The organism is Rhizobium sp. AP16, assembly GCF_000281735.1.
GTDB lineage: Bacteria > Pseudomonadota > Alphaproteobacteria > Rhizobiales > Rhizobiaceae > Rhizobium > Rhizobium rhizogenes.
On the sequence record NZ_AJVM01000067.1, the window covers coordinates 69,499 to 86,399 of the forward strand.

17 protein-coding genes are annotated in these 16,901 nt (G+C 59.4%); 7 read left to right on the forward strand and 10 right to left on the reverse strand.

The features are described from left to right. Positions 1-2: 2 nt before the first annotated feature. Entirely contained in the window at positions 3-401 is a 399-nt protein-coding gene (locus PMI03_RS21460; protein WP_007697864.1) for a RidA family protein, read from the reverse strand. 165 nt (positions 402-566) lie between these two features. On the opposite strand from PMI03_RS21460, the gene PMI03_RS21465 reads away from it, so the two are divergent. After that, the gene (locus tag PMI03_RS21465; RefSeq protein WP_007697867.1) at positions 567-1,157 is read left to right on the forward strand and encodes a TetR/AcrR family transcriptional regulator; all 591 of its coding nucleotides are present in this window, start codon (positions 567-569) and stop codon (positions 1,155-1,157) included. 89 nt (positions 1,158-1,246) lie between these two features. Here the strand turns inward: PMI03_RS21465 and PMI03_RS21470 are convergent, their stop codons facing one another. From PMI03_RS21470 to PMI03_RS21500, 7 genes are all read right to left on the reverse strand, one after another. Then, positions 1,247-2,701, reverse strand: coding sequence for an NAD-dependent succinate-semialdehyde dehydrogenase (locus PMI03_RS21470; protein WP_007697870.1), 1,455 nt, complete (start codon positions 2,699-2,701; stop codon positions 1,247-1,249). 20 nt (positions 2,702-2,721) lie between these two features. Continuing rightward, a complete protein-coding gene (locus PMI03_RS21475; protein ID WP_007697872.1) occupies positions 2,722-3,765 on the reverse strand; it encodes a tartrate dehydrogenase in 1,044 nt (347 codons plus the stop codon). Between the two features lie 9 nt (positions 3,766-3,774). Further along, a complete protein-coding gene (locus tag PMI03_RS21480; protein ID WP_007697874.1) occupies positions 3,775-5,238 on the reverse strand; it encodes an aldehyde dehydrogenase in 1,464 nt (487 codons plus the stop codon). A 157-nt stretch (positions 5,239-5,395) separates the two neighbouring features. After that, entirely contained in the window at positions 5,396-5,749 is a 354-nt protein-coding gene (locus PMI03_RS21485; protein ID WP_007697878.1) for a cupin domain-containing protein, read from the reverse strand. Between the two features lie 22 nt (positions 5,750-5,771). Beyond that, positions 5,772-6,695, reverse strand: a complete 924-nt coding sequence (locus PMI03_RS21490; protein ID WP_007697881.1) for a glyoxylate/hydroxypyruvate reductase A — start codon at positions 6,693-6,695, stop codon at positions 5,772-5,774. A 100-nt stretch (positions 6,696-6,795) separates the two neighbouring features. After that, complete coding sequence (argE, locus tag PMI03_RS21495; protein ID WP_309574461.1) at positions 6,796-7,920, reverse strand: acetylornithine deacetylase; 1,125 nt, start codon at positions 7,918-7,920, stop codon at positions 6,796-6,798. Positions 7,921-7,928: 8 nt separating this feature from the next. Beyond that, positions 7,929-9,257, reverse strand: a complete 1,329-nt coding sequence (locus PMI03_RS21500; protein WP_007697887.1) for an FAD-binding oxidoreductase — start codon at positions 9,255-9,257, stop codon at positions 7,929-7,931. 276 nt (positions 9,258-9,533) lie between these two features. Here PMI03_RS21500 and PMI03_RS21505 point away from each other — a divergent pair, with 276 nt between their 5' ends. From PMI03_RS21505 to PMI03_RS21515, 3 genes are all read left to right on the forward strand, one after another. Beyond that, the gene (locus PMI03_RS21505) at positions 9,534-10,433 is read left to right on the forward strand and encodes a GNAT family N-acetyltransferase (protein ID WP_007697890.1); all 900 of its coding nucleotides are present in this window, start codon (positions 9,534-9,536) and stop codon (positions 10,431-10,433) included. A gap of 102 nt (positions 10,434-10,535) precedes the next feature. Next, positions 10,536-11,063: a DUF992 domain-containing protein gene (locus PMI03_RS21510; protein ID WP_007697893.1), complete on the forward strand. Its 528-nt coding sequence runs from the start codon at positions 10,536-10,538 to the stop codon at positions 11,061-11,063. 276 nt (positions 11,064-11,339) lie between these two features. Then, positions 11,340-11,585 carry a helix-turn-helix domain-containing protein gene (locus PMI03_RS21515; RefSeq protein ID WP_007697897.1) on the forward strand — a complete coding sequence of 82 codons (246 nt, stop codon included), beginning with the start codon at positions 11,340-11,342 and terminating at the stop codon, positions 11,583-11,585. Positions 11,586-11,713: 128 nt separating this feature from the next. On the opposite strand, the gene PMI03_RS21520 is transcribed toward PMI03_RS21515, so the two are convergent. Continuing rightward, positions 11,714-12,457 (reverse strand): IclR family transcriptional regulator, encoded by a 744-nt coding sequence (locus PMI03_RS21520; protein ID WP_007697901.1) that lies wholly within the window; start codon positions 12,455-12,457, stop codon positions 11,714-11,716. A 309-nt stretch (positions 12,458-12,766) separates the two neighbouring features. Between PMI03_RS21520 and PMI03_RS21525 the strand changes: the two genes are divergently transcribed. Continuing rightward, positions 12,767-13,306 (forward strand): DUF982 domain-containing protein, encoded by a 540-nt coding sequence (locus PMI03_RS21525; RefSeq protein WP_007697904.1) that lies wholly within the window; start codon positions 12,767-12,769, stop codon positions 13,304-13,306. A 753-nt stretch (positions 13,307-14,059) separates the two neighbouring features. On the opposite strand, the gene PMI03_RS21530 is transcribed toward PMI03_RS21525, so the two are convergent. Continuing rightward, on the reverse strand, positions 14,060-14,470 hold the full coding sequence (locus PMI03_RS21530) for a hypothetical protein (RefSeq protein ID WP_007697907.1): 411 nt from the start codon (positions 14,468-14,470) through the stop codon (positions 14,060-14,062). A 502-nt stretch (positions 14,471-14,972) separates the two neighbouring features. Between PMI03_RS21530 and PMI03_RS21535 the strand changes: the two genes are divergently transcribed. Together PMI03_RS21535 and PMI03_RS21540 are read left to right on the forward strand one after the other, a co-directional pair. Beyond that, entirely contained in the window at positions 14,973-15,665 is a 693-nt protein-coding gene (locus tag PMI03_RS21535) for an outer membrane protein (RefSeq protein ID WP_007697910.1), read from the forward strand. Between the two features lie 38 nt (positions 15,666-15,703). Continuing rightward, positions 15,704-16,894 (forward strand): Hint domain-containing protein, encoded by a 1,191-nt coding sequence (locus tag PMI03_RS21540; RefSeq protein ID WP_007697912.1) that lies wholly within the window; start codon positions 15,704-15,706, stop codon positions 16,892-16,894. Positions 16,895-16,901: the final 7 nt, after the last annotated feature.

Sequence of the window (16,901 nt, forward strand, 5' to 3'; positions counted from 1 at the left end):
AATCACGCCTTTGCTGGGATGCGGGCAATGACCTTGATTTCGAAGTCGAAGCCGGCGAGCCAGTTTACGCCGATCGCGGTCCAGTTCGGATAAGGAGGCTCACTGAAAACCGTCTGTTTCACGGCCATGATTGTCGGAAACTGGTTTTCTGGATCGGTGTGAAATGTCGTTACATCAACGATATCATCAAGCGTGCAGCCCGCCGCATCCAGCGTTGCCTTGAGGTTTTCGAAGGCCAACTGAACCTGGCGTTCGAAATCGGGTTCGGGCGTCCCATCGGAACGGCTGCCGACCTGCCCCGACACGAACAGGAGGTCTCCGGACCGAATGGCAGCGGAATAGCCATGTTCCTCATAAAGGGCATGCCGGTTGGCGGGGAAGATTGCTTCGCGTTTGGTCATTCCTGATCTTTCTCCATCGATGTTGACAGGCGCCAGACAAGCGCAGCGAGAACTGTGAGCTTCACAGGCTGCTGCATCATCTGATATACGGTGCGTATGTGAAATAACCATATACGGCCCGTATGTCAAATTGATATACGCGGCGTATATGAAATTGAGGGCAAGATGGCCAAACGACGCGTTGAGACGATGGAGGAGAACCGTGCCAAGCTGGTCGCGGCCGCACGAAAGGCCTTCGCCGAAAAAGGGTACTCGGCCGCCTCGATGGACGAGTTGACCGCCGAAGCCGGTCTGACACGGGGCGCGCTCTACCATAATTTCGGTGACAAGCGCGGGCTTCTGGCGGCGGTTGTCGATCAGATCGACTCGGAAATGGCGTCGCGCGCCCAAGAGATCGGCGTTCTCACGGGCGATGATTGGAAGGGGCTGCTTGCCGAAGGGGCGGCCTATATCGAGATGGCGCTTGTTCCGGAGGTCCAACGCATTGTTCTGCTCGACGGACCTGCCGTGTTGGGGGATCCGTCGAAATGGCCCAGTCAAAGCAGCTGTCTTCAAGCAACCAAGCAGACAGTGGAGCGTCTTATCGCTCAGGAGACCCTCAAGCCGGTTGACGCTGAGGCCGCCGCCCGGCTTCTCAGTGGCGCCGCGCTCAATGCCGCTCTCTGGGTCGCAGCCAGCGATGAACCGCAGCATGTGCTGCCCAGGGCTGTCGAGACCTTTCAAGCCTTAGCGTCGGGCCTTCTTCTGAAGGCGTGAACTTCTGCTGGCAAAGAAGTTGCTACGGTGTCCGTTCTGCAAGTCAGTTTAGGGCGTGGCTTTCGCCGCCGCCCTTTTTTGCTGATATGTCAGGCAAGCCCGCCAATGTGGAAGGTCTTGATTTCGAGATATTCATCGATGCCGAGTTGGGAGCCTTCACGTCCAAGTCCGGATTGCTTGACGCCACCGAAGGGGGCGACTTCGGTGGAAATGGCACCTGTGTTGAGGCCAACCATGCCGAATTCCAGTGCTTCGCCAACCGCCCAGGAGCGCTTGAGGCTTTCGGTATAGAAATAGGCGGCAAGCCCGAACGGTGTGCCGTTGGCGATTGCGATCGCCTCGTCGTCGGTCTTGAAGCGAAAGAGCGGTGCGACGGGGCCGAACGTCTCTTCGCTCGCAAGCAGCATGTCCGTGGTCGCGCCCGAGAGCACGACCGGGGCGGCATATTGCCGGCCTTCCGGCAGGTTCGAAGCCTTGGCGATGATCTTCGCGCCCTTTTCGACGGCGTCGCTGACGTGGCGTTCGATCTTGTCGATCGCGGCCGCATTGATCATCGGGCCGATATCGACACCCGATTGCGTGCCGGGGCCGACCTTCATGACGGAAACGCGAGCCGCAAGCTTGTCTGCAAAGGCGTCATAGACGCCGTCCTGCACCAGGATACGGTTGGAGCAGACGCAGGTCTGGCCGCCATTGCGGAATTTGGAAGCGATGGCGCCTTCGACGGCGAGATCGAGATCGGCATCATCGAAAACGATAAAGGGCGCATTGCCGCCAAGTTCGAGGCTGAGCCGCTTGATGTTGTCGGCCGCGCCGCGCATCAGGAGCGCGCCAACGCGGGTCGAGCCGGTAAACGAGATCTTGCGCACCGTTTCGTTGTGCATCAGCTCATTGCCGATCTCGGTCGGCATGCCGGTGACGATATTGATGACGCCAGCCGGAATGCCGGCGCGTTCGGCAAGAACGCCCAGCGCCAGCGCCGAATAGGGCGTGAAGTCAGAGGGCTTGATGACAACGGTACAGCCGGCGGCCAGTGCCGGCGCCACCTTGCGGGTGATCATCGCATTCGGGAAGTTCCAGGGCGTGATGATGCCGCAGACGCCGACCGGTTGCTTGAGGACGACGATGCGCCGGTCGCGGGTCGGCGAGGGGATAGTCGTGCCGTTGATGCGGCGTGCTTCCTCGGCGAACCACTTGACGAAGGAAGCGCCGTAGCGAATTTCGCCACATGCTTCGGCGAGCGGCTTGCCCTGCTCGGTCGTCAGGATCAAGCCGAGATCGTCGCAATTCTCGATCATCAGATCGAACCAGGCTTCGAGCAGCAAGGCGCGCTCGGCATGGGTCTTTTCGCGCCAGGCCGGGAAGGCGGCATTGGCGGCGTCGATGGCGGCGCGGGTTTCAGCTCCGTCCATATCGGGAACGGTGCCCATCACGGCCTGCGAGGCAGGATCGATAACGTCGACAGTCTTGCCGGAGGCGGCGTCGCGCCAGGTTCCACCGATCAGGCCTTGCTGGCGAAACAGGCTCTTGTCCTTGAGGTCCATTAGTGTCGCTTCCTTGTCGTTCAGGCGAGTGCGTTCAGCACAGCATAGGTGATTGCGTCGGTCTTGTCCTTGCCGGGAACCGTGCCGATACCGGCCTCTGTCACAGCGGAGATGGCATGCATGATCTCGGCCGAGGCTGCCTTTTCACCGAGATGATCGAGCATCATCGCGGCCGACCAGATCGCGGCGATCGGATTGGCGATGCCGAGATGAGCGATATCGGGGGCGGAGCCGTGCACCGGCTCGAACATCGACGGCGCGCTGCGGTCAGGGTTGAGGTTGGCGGAAGCCGCGAAGCCGAGGCCGCCCTGGATCGCGGCGCCAAGGTCGGTCAGGATATCGCCGAACAGATTGGAGGCGACGATGACGTCGAGGCTTTCCGGCGCCATCACCATGCGCGCCGCCATGGCGTCGATATGGTAGTTCGTGACGCTGACATCGGGATATTCGGCAGCCAGCCGCGCGGTCATCTCGTCCCAGAACACCATGGAATATTTCTGCGCATTCGACTTGGTGACGGAAGCGAGCTTTCCGCGCCGCGCGCGGGCCTGCTCGAAACCGAAACGCAGGATGCGCTCGACGCCCGCCCTGGTGAAGATCGAGGTCTCGACGGCGACTTCGTTGGCCGTTCCCTGATGCACGCGTCCGCCGGCGCCGGAATATTCGCCCTCGGTATTCTCGCGAATGCAGACAATGTCGAAGTCGCGAGCCTTCAATGGACCTTCGACGCCGGGCAATAGCCGGTGCGGCCGGATATTGGCATATTGCTCGAAGGCCTTGCGGATCGGCAGTAGCAGGCCGTGCAGCGAAACGGAGTCGGGAACTTCGGCTGGCCAGCCGACGGCGCCGAGCAGGATGGCATCGAAACCGCGCAGCGTCGCAATGCCGTCGGCCGGCATCATAGCGCCCGTTTCCTTGTAGTAGGCGCAGGACCAGGGGAAGCTGGTCGGCTGAAGTCCGAAGCCCGCCTTGGCGGCGACTTTCTCCACGACCTGCCATGCGGCGGCGATAACGTCCGTGCCGATGCCGTCTCCGGGGATGAGCGCGATTTTATAGGTCTTCATGTCAGGTCCTCAAATGTTGATCAGCACGGACTTGCTGCGACGATTGGCGAGATAGGCGTCGCGGCCGAGGTCCTTACCGATGCCGGAGCTCTTATAGCCGCCGGTCGGCAGAATATGGTCGCGCGAGCGCCCGTAGCGGTTGACCCAGATGGTTCCCGCCTGGAGCTGGCGTGTGACGCGAACGGCACGGGAAAGATCACGTGTGAACAGCCCTGCCGCAAGCCCATAGGTCGGATGATCGGCAAGCAAAAGCGCTTCCTCTTCTGTCTCGAAGGTCTGCAATGTCAGGACTGGCCCGAAAATCTCCTCAGTGACGGCGGGCGAAGTCTGGTCGACGCCGGCAAGCAGCGTCGGGGCATAGAAATAGCCCTGATGGTCCAGCCGCGAGCCGCCGGTCAGGCACTCCGCTCCGGCGTCGATGGCAGCCTGCACAAGACTGTCGATCCGCCCGATCTGGCGCTCCGAAATGATCGGCGAATATTGGCTGCTCTCGTCCCAGGTTGGGCCGGGCTTGATATTGCGCATATGTGTCAGGATCGCTTTCGCCAGAGGCTCGGCAATCGAGCGCTCAGCAATTAGGCGCGAGCCCGCGACGCAGGCTTGCCCGGCATTGGAGAGAATGTTGCGAGCAATCGCCTCGGCGGCCAGATCGAGATCGGCATCGGCGAAGACGATCTGGGGGCTCTTGCCGCCCAGCTCCAGCGTCATCGGCTTCACGCCGGTGCGGGCGATATTCTCCATGATCGCCGACCCGGCGCCGGTGGAGCCGGTGAAGCTGATCTTGCCGATGCCGGGATGGCCGGTGATCGCGGCACCCGTCGTCGGGCCGTCGCCGAGGACGATGTTGATCAGGCCGGCGGGAATGCCGGCGCGCACCGACAGCTCCGCCATATAAAGCGTCGAGAATGGCGTCATCTCGGAAGGTTTGAGCACGATGGCGTTGCCGGCTGCCAGAGCAGGACCGATCTTCCAGCCCGCCATGGAAATCGGGAAGTTCCAGGGTGTGATCGCGCCGACGACGCCATAGGGTTCGGTCATGATCATGCCGAGGCTGTTGCCGTCGGTCGGCACCAGATCGCTGCCCTCTTTGTCGGCGAATTCGGCAAAGAAGCGGATCTGCTCGGCGGTGATCGCGACGTCGCCGGCGATGAGTTGGCCGATCGGGCGGGTCGAGGACACCGCCTCCAGGCGCGCGAGTTTCACCGCTTCCTCTTCCATGAGGTCGGCCCACCGCACCAGGGCCTTGGTCCGCTCGCGCGGCCGAAGGGTCGCCCAGCCGCTCGTCTTCAGCGCCTTGCTTGCCGCTGCGACGGCCTGGTCAACGATATCCTTTCCGGCGATAGGACAATCGGCAAAGACCGCTCCGTCCGAAGGGCGACGCATGGCCATTTCGCCGCGTGCCTCCACATAGCGGCCATCGATGAAGTGTCCGCTTGGAAGTTCGAGCGAATCTGGGTCGAAACTGAGGGTCATGGCTGTTCCTTGCCGCAGGGTCGCTCAAGTCTATCGGCTGCGTCCTGGCAGTTTCCATCGAGTCCTTGCAATGTCGCGATGGAATATCCCGTTTGCCCTTGGCGTTTCAGTGCAAGATTCGGCGCCTCGAAGACCGGAAGGTCCGCGAGGCTCGTCATCAGCTCACCGTTACGTAGATCTTGCGAACAGTCTCTATCGTCCGCCATACGCCCTTGTAGCCCGGCTTCATGACGAAGCTGTCGCCTGCGCGATAGGTTACCGGTGCGCAGCCTTCCTCGGTCAATTCGATGACGCCCTGAAGGATATGGCAGAATTCGAAGGTCTCACCTTTGATAGAATGGTTCTCGCCCGGGGTCGCTTCCCAGACGCCCGTATTGATCATCCCGTCGCGGGCGCTGTCCTGGGCCCAGGTCTTGAAGGATGGATCTCCCGAAATCAGCCGCTCCGGCAGGGCCTTGGACTGCTTGGGCTCGAAGGACGGCGTGGGATCGATGGTTTTCAGCAGGGACATGGGATTCCTTTCGCGATGATGATCAGTAGCCGCGGCTGCGGTTGACGAGACCGATCGGGTCAAGTCCGGCCTCGTGGCGGCGAATATTGGTGATGACTGTCTGTGCCGCCGTTTCCGGCTGGGTGGCGCTGGCAATATGCGGTGTCAGGATGATCCTGGGGTGGCGCCAGAGTGCATGTTCGGCCGGCAGCGGTTCCGGGTCGGTGACATCCAGCACCGCACCGCTGAGATGGCCGCTGTCGAGCGCATCGATAAGCGCTGTTGCGTCGAGTTGCTGGCCGCGACCGGCATGCACGAGGCCAGCGCCTTGCGGCAAGGCCCTGAACAGATCGGCATTCAGGATGCTGCGTGTTTCCGACGTCAATGGCAGGAGGCAGACGAGAATATCGACCGCCGCCAGAAATTCCGGCAGCTGGTCTATGCCGTTATGGCAGGTAACGCCCTCGACAATACGCGGCGAGCGGCTCCATCCGGAAAGTGGAAAGCCGAATGGGCGCAGGCGATCGAGAACGGCAAGGCCGAGATTGCCGAGGCCGAGCACGCCGACGCGACGATCGAGTGCCTGGCGGACCGGCCGAACGGTCCATTTCTCTGTCCGTTGCTGCTCGATATAACCTGGCAGGTCGCGATGCAGCGCGAGCACGCCGAGCGTCACATATTCCTGCATCATTCTGGCAATGCCGTCCTCCACCATGCGGACGAGCCTCACTGTCTCAGGCAGCGTGGCAAGCGGGAATTGGTCGACACCTGCGCCGATCGAGAACAGGATTTCGAGGTTGCGATAGCGGGCGAGATCGGCCGGCGCCGTCCAGGTGATCAGATATTTGACCGTTTCCGGGTCGACGCTGGCGGCATCGGCGATGAAGGGGAGGGAGGGCAGTTCACGCGCAAAGGCGGCTGCGAAGATCTTCGCCCGTTCCGCATCGGAATTGAATAGAAAAGCCATGGATTCTCTCGCGCTTGCTCTTGGTATTCTGCCGCCTTTGCAGCCGCAGGATATGTCGAAGTGGGGCTGATCGACCGCATGTCGATCCGATTTTCTCTGGTTATTGGATGAGGCGATCCCCCAGCGCCTCGATCATCTTCACGCAGGTGGACAACTCGTCGTCCTCGATAAATTCATTGGCTTTATGAGCTCGCCCGATATCACCCGGACCGCAGATGATCGCATCCATTCCGGCGGCCTGATAGAGGCCCGCTTCCGTGCCGTAGCTGACGGCGGCAAGCGGTGTCTGCCCTGTCAACTCCTCCATCAGCAGCGCAAGCGGAGCATCGGCGGCAAGGGAAAGCGCCGGATAGCTGCTCATGGCCTCCCAACGCGCTGCAAAGCCGCGTTCCTTCAGAGCCTCTAGGCGCTTTTCAATGCTTGTAAGCAGTCCTGCCGGATCGACACCCGCGATGGCGCGGGCTTCCAGCTCGATCGCGCAATGTTCGGGAATGACGTTGAGGGCTTGCCCGCCCTGGATGGTACCGATCTGCAGAGAGGAATAGGGTGGCTCGAAGTTGTTGTCGAACGGTCCCCTTGCAAGGCGCTCGGCTGCCCTGACTGCTTCGTCCAGAATATCCGCCATCGCGTGGATGGCGTTCAGCCCGAGGTCTGGGCGCGACGAATGACCGCCACGGCCGCCAAGCTCGATTTTCACGGCAGCCTTTCCCTTATGAGCGCGAATGGCGCGCAGCCCGCTTGGCTCGCCGATGATGCATCCTTCCGGTGTCGCGCAGAGATCGGGAAGCCGCACGATCAGATGCCGGACACCGCGGCACCCGGCCTCCTCGTCGTAGGAGAAGGCAAGATGCAGCGGCTTGGCAAGCGGTCGCCCGGTGATGCTTGGCAGTGCGGCAAGCGCACAGGCAAGAAAGCCCTTCATGTCGCTCGTGCCGCGACCTACAAGCTGCGTGCCATCGCGCCGCAAGTGGAAAGGATCGCTTTCCCATCCCGGTTCGTTCGCTGCGACGACATCCATGTGGCCGGAGAGCAGGTAGCCGGGACGATCGGCTGGGCCGATGGTGGCGAAGAGATTGGAGCGGTCGCCTTCCGGTCCGGGCAAGACGGTGACCTTTGCGCCGGCTTGATCGAGATAATCGGCGATCCAGGCGACGATCTCATGGTTGGGCGTACCGACCACGGACGGAAATCCGATGAGTCTCTCGAGTATCTGCTCCACGGTCATCGTAATCATCACAGCATTCCCGGCTTTCCAAGATCGGTTCCGTCGATCAAGCGTTCATAGCGAAAGGGCGTCGGATCGACCGAGGGCGTTTCACCGCGAATGAGATCGGCGGCGAGCATGCCAGCCCCGGGCCCGATTCCGAAACCGTGACCGCTATAGCCCGCCGAAACGAACAGGCCGGGCTGCGATGCGACCGAGGAAATTACCGGTATGGCATCTGGCGTGGAATCCACGATGCCACCCCAGCTTTGCGCCGGGCGAATGCCGGCAAGCGCCGGATAGGTCGCCACCAGCCGGTCGATGCCGCGCTTGACGAGATGGGCGTCCGGCCGCGGATCGAGTATGCGGATTCGTTCGAAGGGCGAGATACCATCCGCCTTCCAGCGGGCGATCGCTTCCGGACCTTCGAAAAACGAACGTCCGAAAGCGTACGTAAGGCCCTTTCGCCTGATCTGAAAGGTACGCCAGAATTCGCGAGCCTGCAGCAGGCCGTAGGGTGTGATCTGCAACTGGCCGAGACCGCTCAGGCCGACAGTATAGCCGCCATCGAGCCGGCGGCGCATCGTTACCTCCTCCATCGCAATACCGCCTTCCGTGACGGCTGGCGCAGCGGTGGTGTAGAACGAGGTAGATTTGACGCTTGCCTGCAGGAAGCGGATGCCATGATGCCGGAGGAACATGCCGCTCCAGGCGCCGCCGGCAACGAGGACGGCCGAGGTGCGGATACTGCCCTTTTCCGTGACGACGCCGCTGATGCGCCCGGCTTCCGTTTCCAGCTCGCGAGCGGCGCAATTCTGGAGAATGACGACGCCAAGCCGCTGGGCGGCGCGTGCCAAGGCAGGTACCGCAAGCTCCGGTTCGGCTCGCCCATCGGTTGGGGAATAGACGCCACCATTCCAGCGACGGCTGTTACCGGGAAGCATCTTGGCGCATTCGCTTCCCGTCAGCATCCGCGTGTCGACGCCGAAGCCCCTGGCGATGACACCCCATCGCTCCCAGGTGTCGATGCTGGCCTTCTGTGTTGAAGCATAGATGAGACCCGTACGGCGAAAGCCTGTCTCTTCACCGAGCTCCGAATTGAGGTTTTCCCACCGACGCAGGGCAAGCTGCGCGAGCGGCAGCTCTCTCGGATCGCGGTTTTGCTGACGGCACCAGCCCCAGTTACGGCTCGATTGTTCGCCGGCAATCACGCCCTTTTCGATGAGGACGACCGACGTACCACGTCTGGCAAGCTCATAGGCCGCCGCGACGCCGGCCATGCCGCCGCCAAGCACGACGACATCGGCCGAGTTCGGAAGGTCGTGATTGCTGGCGACGCGGCCGACGGGAGGAGACATCGATGAATCTCTGGAGCAATTGGGAGGAGTGTATTCTCGGGAGAAGGAAACTTTCCTAAGAATAAGGCAGGGCCTGTCTCCTGTCTGCCGAAAGCTTGGCGGCTTTGGTGGAATCTTCTGATTTTACCGGGATTTCAAGTGCATTCTGTTGCGCGGCCGCGGCTACAACCGAAGAGGGGCATCATTGCCTGGGGAAATTCAAAAGCCTATTCATCCAAACGCCCGGCAGGCGTTCGGGCTCATCGGAGAACGCGGTTGGCGGGAGGGGAGACAGTCATGGCGAAATCCAGCTCGATCCAACTGGATTCCTTCGAATTGACCATCGGTGAGATCAAGGACGCCGATCTCGATGCGCTGCACGCTCTGTCCCTCTCAGTCGGCTGGCCGCATCGCGCCAAGGACTGGCAGATCGTTCTCGACATGGGACGGGGTATCGTAGCGCGTGATGCCATCGGCCGTGTGCTCGGCTCGGCCATGTGGTTCGATTTCGCGCCCGATTTTACCACATTCGGCATGGTGATCACGTCACCGAGATTGCAGACGCTGGGAACCGGCCGCTGGATGATGGAACATATCATCGCCGAGACAGGTTCGCGGGCGCTCGGCCTCAGTGCGACCCGCTCCGCTAAGCGGCTCTACGACTCGTTCGGATTTCACACCGAGGGGATTGTCTATCAATGCAACGGCGAGGCGGTCGCTCCGCCTGCGGAGCCCTTGCCATCCGGCACGCTGCTGCGATCGGTCGATGAAACCGACCTTGCCGAAATCGCGGCTTTGGACCTGGCGGCCTATGGCGCGGATCGCACGCCCATTCTCGAACGCCTTCTGGGCGTCTCGAAGGGCGTGGCACTCGTCCGGAGTGGCAGAATAATCGCCTTTTCTCTGTGTCGCCGTTTCGGACGCGGTCATGTGATCGGCCCCGTCGTGGCGGCAAGCGACGAGGAGGCGATCGCCGTAACCAGGCCGCATGTCGTCGATCATGCCGGCAGCTTCCTGCGGATTGACACTCGACAGCAGACCGGCGCCTTTCCACGTTTCATCATGCAATCGGGATTGCCGATCTACGATACCGTGACCAGCATGTCGCTGCGGCGCTCCTGGCTGCGCGGTGACGGCGCTCCGCCCAGCGACGGGTTGCCGCTGACCTATGGTTTGGCCAGCCAGGCGCTCGGATAACAATTGCGCGCTGGAGCCTTGGTACAGGAAAATCCTCCCCGGTTCGAACGAACTCCTCTTCGGCGCGTTGAATGGGGTGCGAATGCCCAAGGAGGAAACCTCATGAAAAACTTTGCTCTCATCGTCGCAGCTGCCTCGCTGGCTCTCGGTGTCCCCATCGCCGATGCCCAAACGATGCATCGGTCACACAAGCAGGCCCATAAGGAGCAGGCAGCAGCCGGGCCGAAAGAACGTCTCGGCACGTTATCCTGCCAGATTGCAGGGGGTGTCGGAATGGTGATCGGCTCCAACAAATCGGTCGACTGCCTGTTCAAACGGCGATCTGGACCGGCTGAACGCTATGTCGGATCCATCGGCAAGCTCGGCCTCGATATCGGCATTACGGGCAAGTCTTATCTGAGCTGGGTGGTTTACAGCACCCAGGCGACCCGTGCCGGAGAGGGCGCTTTGGCCGGCAGTTATATCGGTGCGTCGGCAGGCGCCTCAGTCGGTCTTGGTCTCGGCGCGAATGCGCTTGTCGGCGGAAGTTCGAAAAACTTCGGTCTGCAGCCGTTGAGCGGCGAAGCGGGAACGGGGCTTAACGTTGCCGCCGGCGTATCGAGGCTGCAATTGCGGACCGCCACGAGATAAGGTCGGTAAATCCCCTTCGCCGCGCGCCATGGGAGTGTGTGCGGCGAAGGCAAGGAGGGCGGAATGGCCGCCGTCTCGGCATGCCGATGAATCGGAAAATCAGGCCCTCGAACCAGGTGAATTATCCCGACAAACTTCGGCACTTGTTTGCTAAGGATCTATGACTATATTGGCCGGGCGCTCGATCGTGTCTGTTTAGGTCGAGATTGCTCATGGCTGCATAGCTGCCTTCACCCGGCAATTTGGCTTGCCGGTGGACTTTGGAAGGAGAAATTCATGTCCATTACTCCCAGCAACCTCAATAGTTCGAAAGCTTCCGTGGTTCCCCATTCTGAAATCGGCACTGCCGTCAGGCGTTCCCGCGAGGCCATCGGCTATACGATCGCCGATCTCTCAGAGACCTGTGGCCTTACCCAAGACGAGATTTCCGAGATCGAGCTTGGTGCTGATGCAGATCCGGCAAAACTTCGGCGGCTCGCGGCTGCATTGCAGGTTGCGCCATCGACCTTTCTGGTCATGTGAAAACGGGGCGCACCCATTCGGGTGCGCCACCCCCCCCGATCGTTCAACGATCGTCTTTGATACCGTTCCGAGCTTTTAAAGCGTCCCCATATGCTTCGAGCGTCCATAGTCGATGGTCGAAAGCAGGGTCAGATAGCATTTCCCAGCCGCGTCAGTTCCGACTTCATATGATCGAGAAGATTGCCGATCATCTGTTTGAATTCATCCGCTGCCATGCTTTCGGGATAGGAGATGGCGACGCCGATGATCTCGCCGCTTTCGGGATCGCGCAACGCGATGCCCTGAGAAGAGACGCCGTGCTGTGTTTCGTTGGAGGCGGAAGAGCGTCCTGTCGTTCGGATTCTCTGTATGCGCTCCAGAAGGGCGTCATGGTCGAGTGGACTGTTCGGCGAAACGAAGGGCAGGGGATCCGGTACACGGTGGCGCCACTCCCGGTCGCTCAGCAATGCCAGCATGGCGCGACCGCTTGATGTCGCGTGCAACGGCACACGGTGGCCAGGCACCGCCGCGATCGCTAGAGGGCTGGAGCCGCGAACGATCCTGAGAGCAACCATCTGTGTGCCGTCGAATACGGAGATGTACCCCGTGTGCCCGCCAATTCTGCAAATGTCTTCCAGCCGCTTTTGGACGGTTTCCAGGAAGTTGTGATTGGAGCGGCAGATCTGTCCAAGTTCGAAGAGCCGGAGGCCGGGAGAATAGAGCCTGCGTGTCGGTTCGAACTCCAGGATTCCGCTCTCGCGCAAGCTGCGCATGACACGGGAGATCGTTGCCTTCGGGCGTCCAACTCTCCGCGTCAGTTCGGCCTGCGTCATTGCCGGTTCTTCCAGCGAGAAGCAAGCTAGAATAGAGACCGCATCCTCAAGGGAACTCATTTCAATACTCTTCAACGGCGTTAATTTATAGTTCCACTATTGGAACTCGATGTCAAATATGAGACTGGCGCTGGACTTCACAACCAGAAACACGTATAAATATGACAATCTGGAGATAAGCCTAACAATTCGGCACATACCAATCGATGACTTTTATTGGTATTATGTCTGTCAAGAAATGCCGGCTGGCCCTAATTGGGCCATGGGAATTGTTTTAGTGCGACTGGACTTATTACGAAGCACTGTATCGCGGCTGTGCAGGTCCGCTAGCAAAGCGGGTTTGATACGCAATTGTTAGGAAATATTGGCATGTGGCAGAATAATAAGAGCCTTCGCGCCGACATCGATCACGGCGGCACTTTTACAGATTCCATCCCAGTCGACATCTCCCAATCCGCGGCTCATATGCAACTATGTCTGGCGACAACAAAGGACCCCTTGCTTGGTGGCTCCGGAGAGTTTGTCGAGGACGTAAGAATTACAACCTCCGGCCGTAATGACGTTGTTCGTGATACGGGGAGCGAACGAAGGATAGAGAAGATCGGCCGGGTTACCGCCAAACGTTTTCGAGAAATGCTCGAAAACGGCAACGATCCGGCAAATGCCAGTCTTCCAGGTTTTGCGCCAGTCCAAATTGAGATCCGCAGCGGTGGCGGATATTATGTCGTAGATACCGTCGGAAAAGCCGTCGAATATCTCACAGACCACTGGCCCGATCTTAAGGGGGAAGCCTTCGAAGCGGCGCTTCAGGCCTGCATCGATGGGATCAATCATCGGGTTTCACCGGAAGAGATCCGCCAAGCCTTTATCAAGGCCGTCAACGAGGCAGGCATTCGCATCATCCTCTGACGTTTCGGAATTCCGCCGGTCCCTGACGGGTCGCGCAGATAGCCGATGCCGTCACATTCACCAGTCGCCCAATATGCATCTGCGCAAGTATGGCGCGGGTACAGTCGTCTTTACTGGAGGTGGAGGTCCGACCATCGCTCCGAGCCATTAGCCGGACCTCCCGCCATCGCAATTTGGCGGTTGCGACAGCGGTCCAGATGTGTACCGCTTATGGCGGACAGTCCATGCGGGAAACGACAGCAAAAGTCTGATTGCGCACGGTGGATCAAATCCGTGCCGGGATGAAAGGTCGGATGCGCGCGGCCGGCACCGAGGAACAACTTATCCGTCTTATCCGATATCCCGGCGAGCCGGGCTTATGCGATTGCCGATCTGTATCGACATTCGCGTCACGGACCGGCTTTCCGGTCGGATCATCCGCAAACGGAAAAACCGTGAAGTTCAGCGAGCTTGTTCGTTGGAAGGTGCGGCTGGCTGAGTGAGCGAGGGGAGGCTCAACGACCCAATTGAGTGGTCCGCCCCGTTGAGCCTCCAGCTGCCACGAATCTCAATCTGCAGCAGCAAGACAAACCTGACGATTGCGGCAAAACCGGTCTATTTGAAAAGCGACAGAACGAGCCCAATGACGCCAGTACTTGGGGTCAGGACAAGAGCAGTTCAGAATCCTGCGCTAAGTTCGGACGAATTGTGAACATCGTACGGCCCGGAAGAATCTTCCGGCAGTTCGCAAAGGGCTGTCCGGCCCTGTACTCCTCACCATGGCAGGTATGCCAGTTCGTCGGAACGTCGGAATCGCATCTCCTCGGCTACGAGGTACGCGAACAAAGGGCCATGAAAGCCCTCTATCGTGAAACGAAATACGTCACCGCCGTTGTTGTCGAAGAAGCGCTTGCGCGTATCGTCCGGGAGTGTCTCGGGCGAGGACCTGGAGAAGACCTCCGAGCCGGTATCGGACTTCCAACTGATCGGACAGTCGATGAAGCCCACACCAATGAACTCGATCTGCAGCTGATAGCCGTAACTCATGTCCAGCGTGCCCCTGACCACCGCATGGGTTTCATCGAGGCTCACGAGATAAAAGTCCATCCACGGGTGTTCCATAATGGCCGCGTTCAACGCCTGCTCACCAGTTTCGTATTGGGCCTTGTCATCAGGAAGGTTCATTCAGCACTCGGCGATGGTCAGCAGTAAAGCTATCACGAAATGCAGGGGTTTTTACGGACATCAAGTGGTTCCCAGACCCATCTGCTTGGCAAGTTGCGGATGATCGTCGCGGACCCGCATGATGGTCTGCCGACTGGTCGCAAATTTTCTGTACTCGGGCTTATAACTGCAGGCAACCGATCTGGTGATGAATTCTGTGTCGGTCGAAGACCTAAGCCTGCTTTGTGTTGGGAGGACACCGCTTGGCGGCCCTTCAGAATCGGCAACGTCATATCAGCGATATCGCATCTGCGAAGGACGTCGCGCGTCGTCAGCTCTAAACCGATGGTCTGCGATATTTTTCAATACGGATTACGACATGCTTATACACGTAAAGCTTACATATTGGAAATATATATGAGTACCTTCGTATTTACACATATAATCAAGTCTATATTATGGCTGCGACGTCAACTTGCTGAAGTTGCATGTTATTCCTGAAATTGCCTGAGGAGAATCTAGAATGCATAAGGTGCTTGGATCTGCTGCTTTCCTTTTCGCGTTTGGTATGGCGAGTGCGGCTTACACCGCGGACCTCTCGGTCTCAACCCCGCCAGCCGCACCGATAGAGCAGCCGGTATTTACCTGGACAGGCTTCTATGTCGGCTTGAATGGCGGCGGCGCTTTCGGTGGCGATGACAAATTCGGTTTGCACTCCGGCGATACGTTTCTTGGCAAATTCGGCAAGATCGAAGGCTCCGGTTTCTTCGGTGGCGGCCAGATCGGCTACAATTATCAAGTAGATCCGAACTGGGTGATCGGTCTCGAAGCCGATTTCCAGGGCGCCAATATTCATGACTCGGTTACCAACGACGGAGCACATGGCTCCTCGAAAATCAATTGGTTCGGCACGCTCCGTCCGCGTGTCGGCTATGCCTATGACAACACCTTGTTCTACGGCACCGGCGGTCTTGCCTATGGGCATATCGACTACAAGGGATCGCTGGATGGCGTCGGCAGCTTCAGCGAAGACAAAACCAAAGCCGGTTGGGTACTCGGCGCCGGCGTGGAACACGCCTTCACGGATAATGTGACCGCGAAGCTGGAGTACCAGTATGTGGACTTTGGAAGCTTTACAGCGGGGGGAGACGCTCTTTCAAGCAAAGCAACTGCCGACTTCCACAGCATTCGCGTGGGGGTGAATTACAAGTTCTGACAAGTGGCTCGTCTTAGTATCAGAGAGAGGACAGTAACATGGCTTTGATTAATATTGGTCTACTCAATAACGGTACAACTACCATTGACAGCAGTAATGCTGGCACCAGTGCTGACACAATTTCGCTGGGACTTGTCTCCAACGGCACGGTGATTGTCGATGGCGTCGATGTTACCATCAGTAACATTGTTGGCGGAGGTATACTCTCCAACACGGTGGTTCAGGCCATCAACGGTGCAAATGTAACGTTTACCGGTGGTCTTGCGGGGGTAGGGGCCGGCTCGACCTTTGTATACCAGCCCGGAGCGAACTCCAGCATCGAAGTCCAAACAGGCTTGCTCAATGTCGGTCTGCTGAACGGCGTTACCGTCGACTTCGCCAATGCCAACGGCACCGGTACCTTCATTTATAATAGCGGCGGCATCAATTTGAACCTTTCGACGCCGCCGAATGTCATCAATGTTCAGACCGGTGACAAGATCGAGGTCGTCGGAACGACCGCTGTCTCGCAATCGGGCAACACGATCACCTTCACGACGCCGGGCCTCCTGGGTATCCCTACCACAGTCGCTTCTTACACGATCCCCGCTGGTGTTACATACACCTACGACGACGCGTCGGATACGCTGACCTTCACAAGCTGCTTCCTGCGCGGCACTCTCATCAGAACGCCGGAAGGAGACTTGCCGGTCGAGGATCTGCGGGTCGGCGACTTGGTGGTCACCCATAAGGGCGTGGCGGAAATCAGGTGGGTTGGTCGTCGCAGGCTTGATCCGAAGGCAATCGACAAGCCGCGTGATACGCTGCCGGTCCGTATGAAGGCAGGCTCGATCTCGGAGAATGTTCCGGAACGTGACCTGCTGATTTCTCCGGATCATTGCATGTTCATGGAGGAGTCGCTCATTCCGGCGAAGTTCCTCGTCAACGGAACGACGATCACCCAGGAAACGGTGCTTGAGCCGTTCGAATATTACCACATCGAGTTGGAGCAACACAGCATCATCCTCGCGGAAGGCGCGCAGACTGAGACCTATCTCGATCTCGGCGGGCGTTTGTCCTTCCTTGAGCCCGGCGTTCTGCGGTTCGGCTCGTATGCCGGTACACGGAACTGGAACGACTGGTGCTATCCGCCGGTCTACGCCGGTGCGGTGCTCGAAAAAGCCCGTCACGTCCTCAGCACCCGTGCGCAGGAACTGGGTTACGTCGTCGAAGACGCCAAGGCTTCCTAAGCCGATT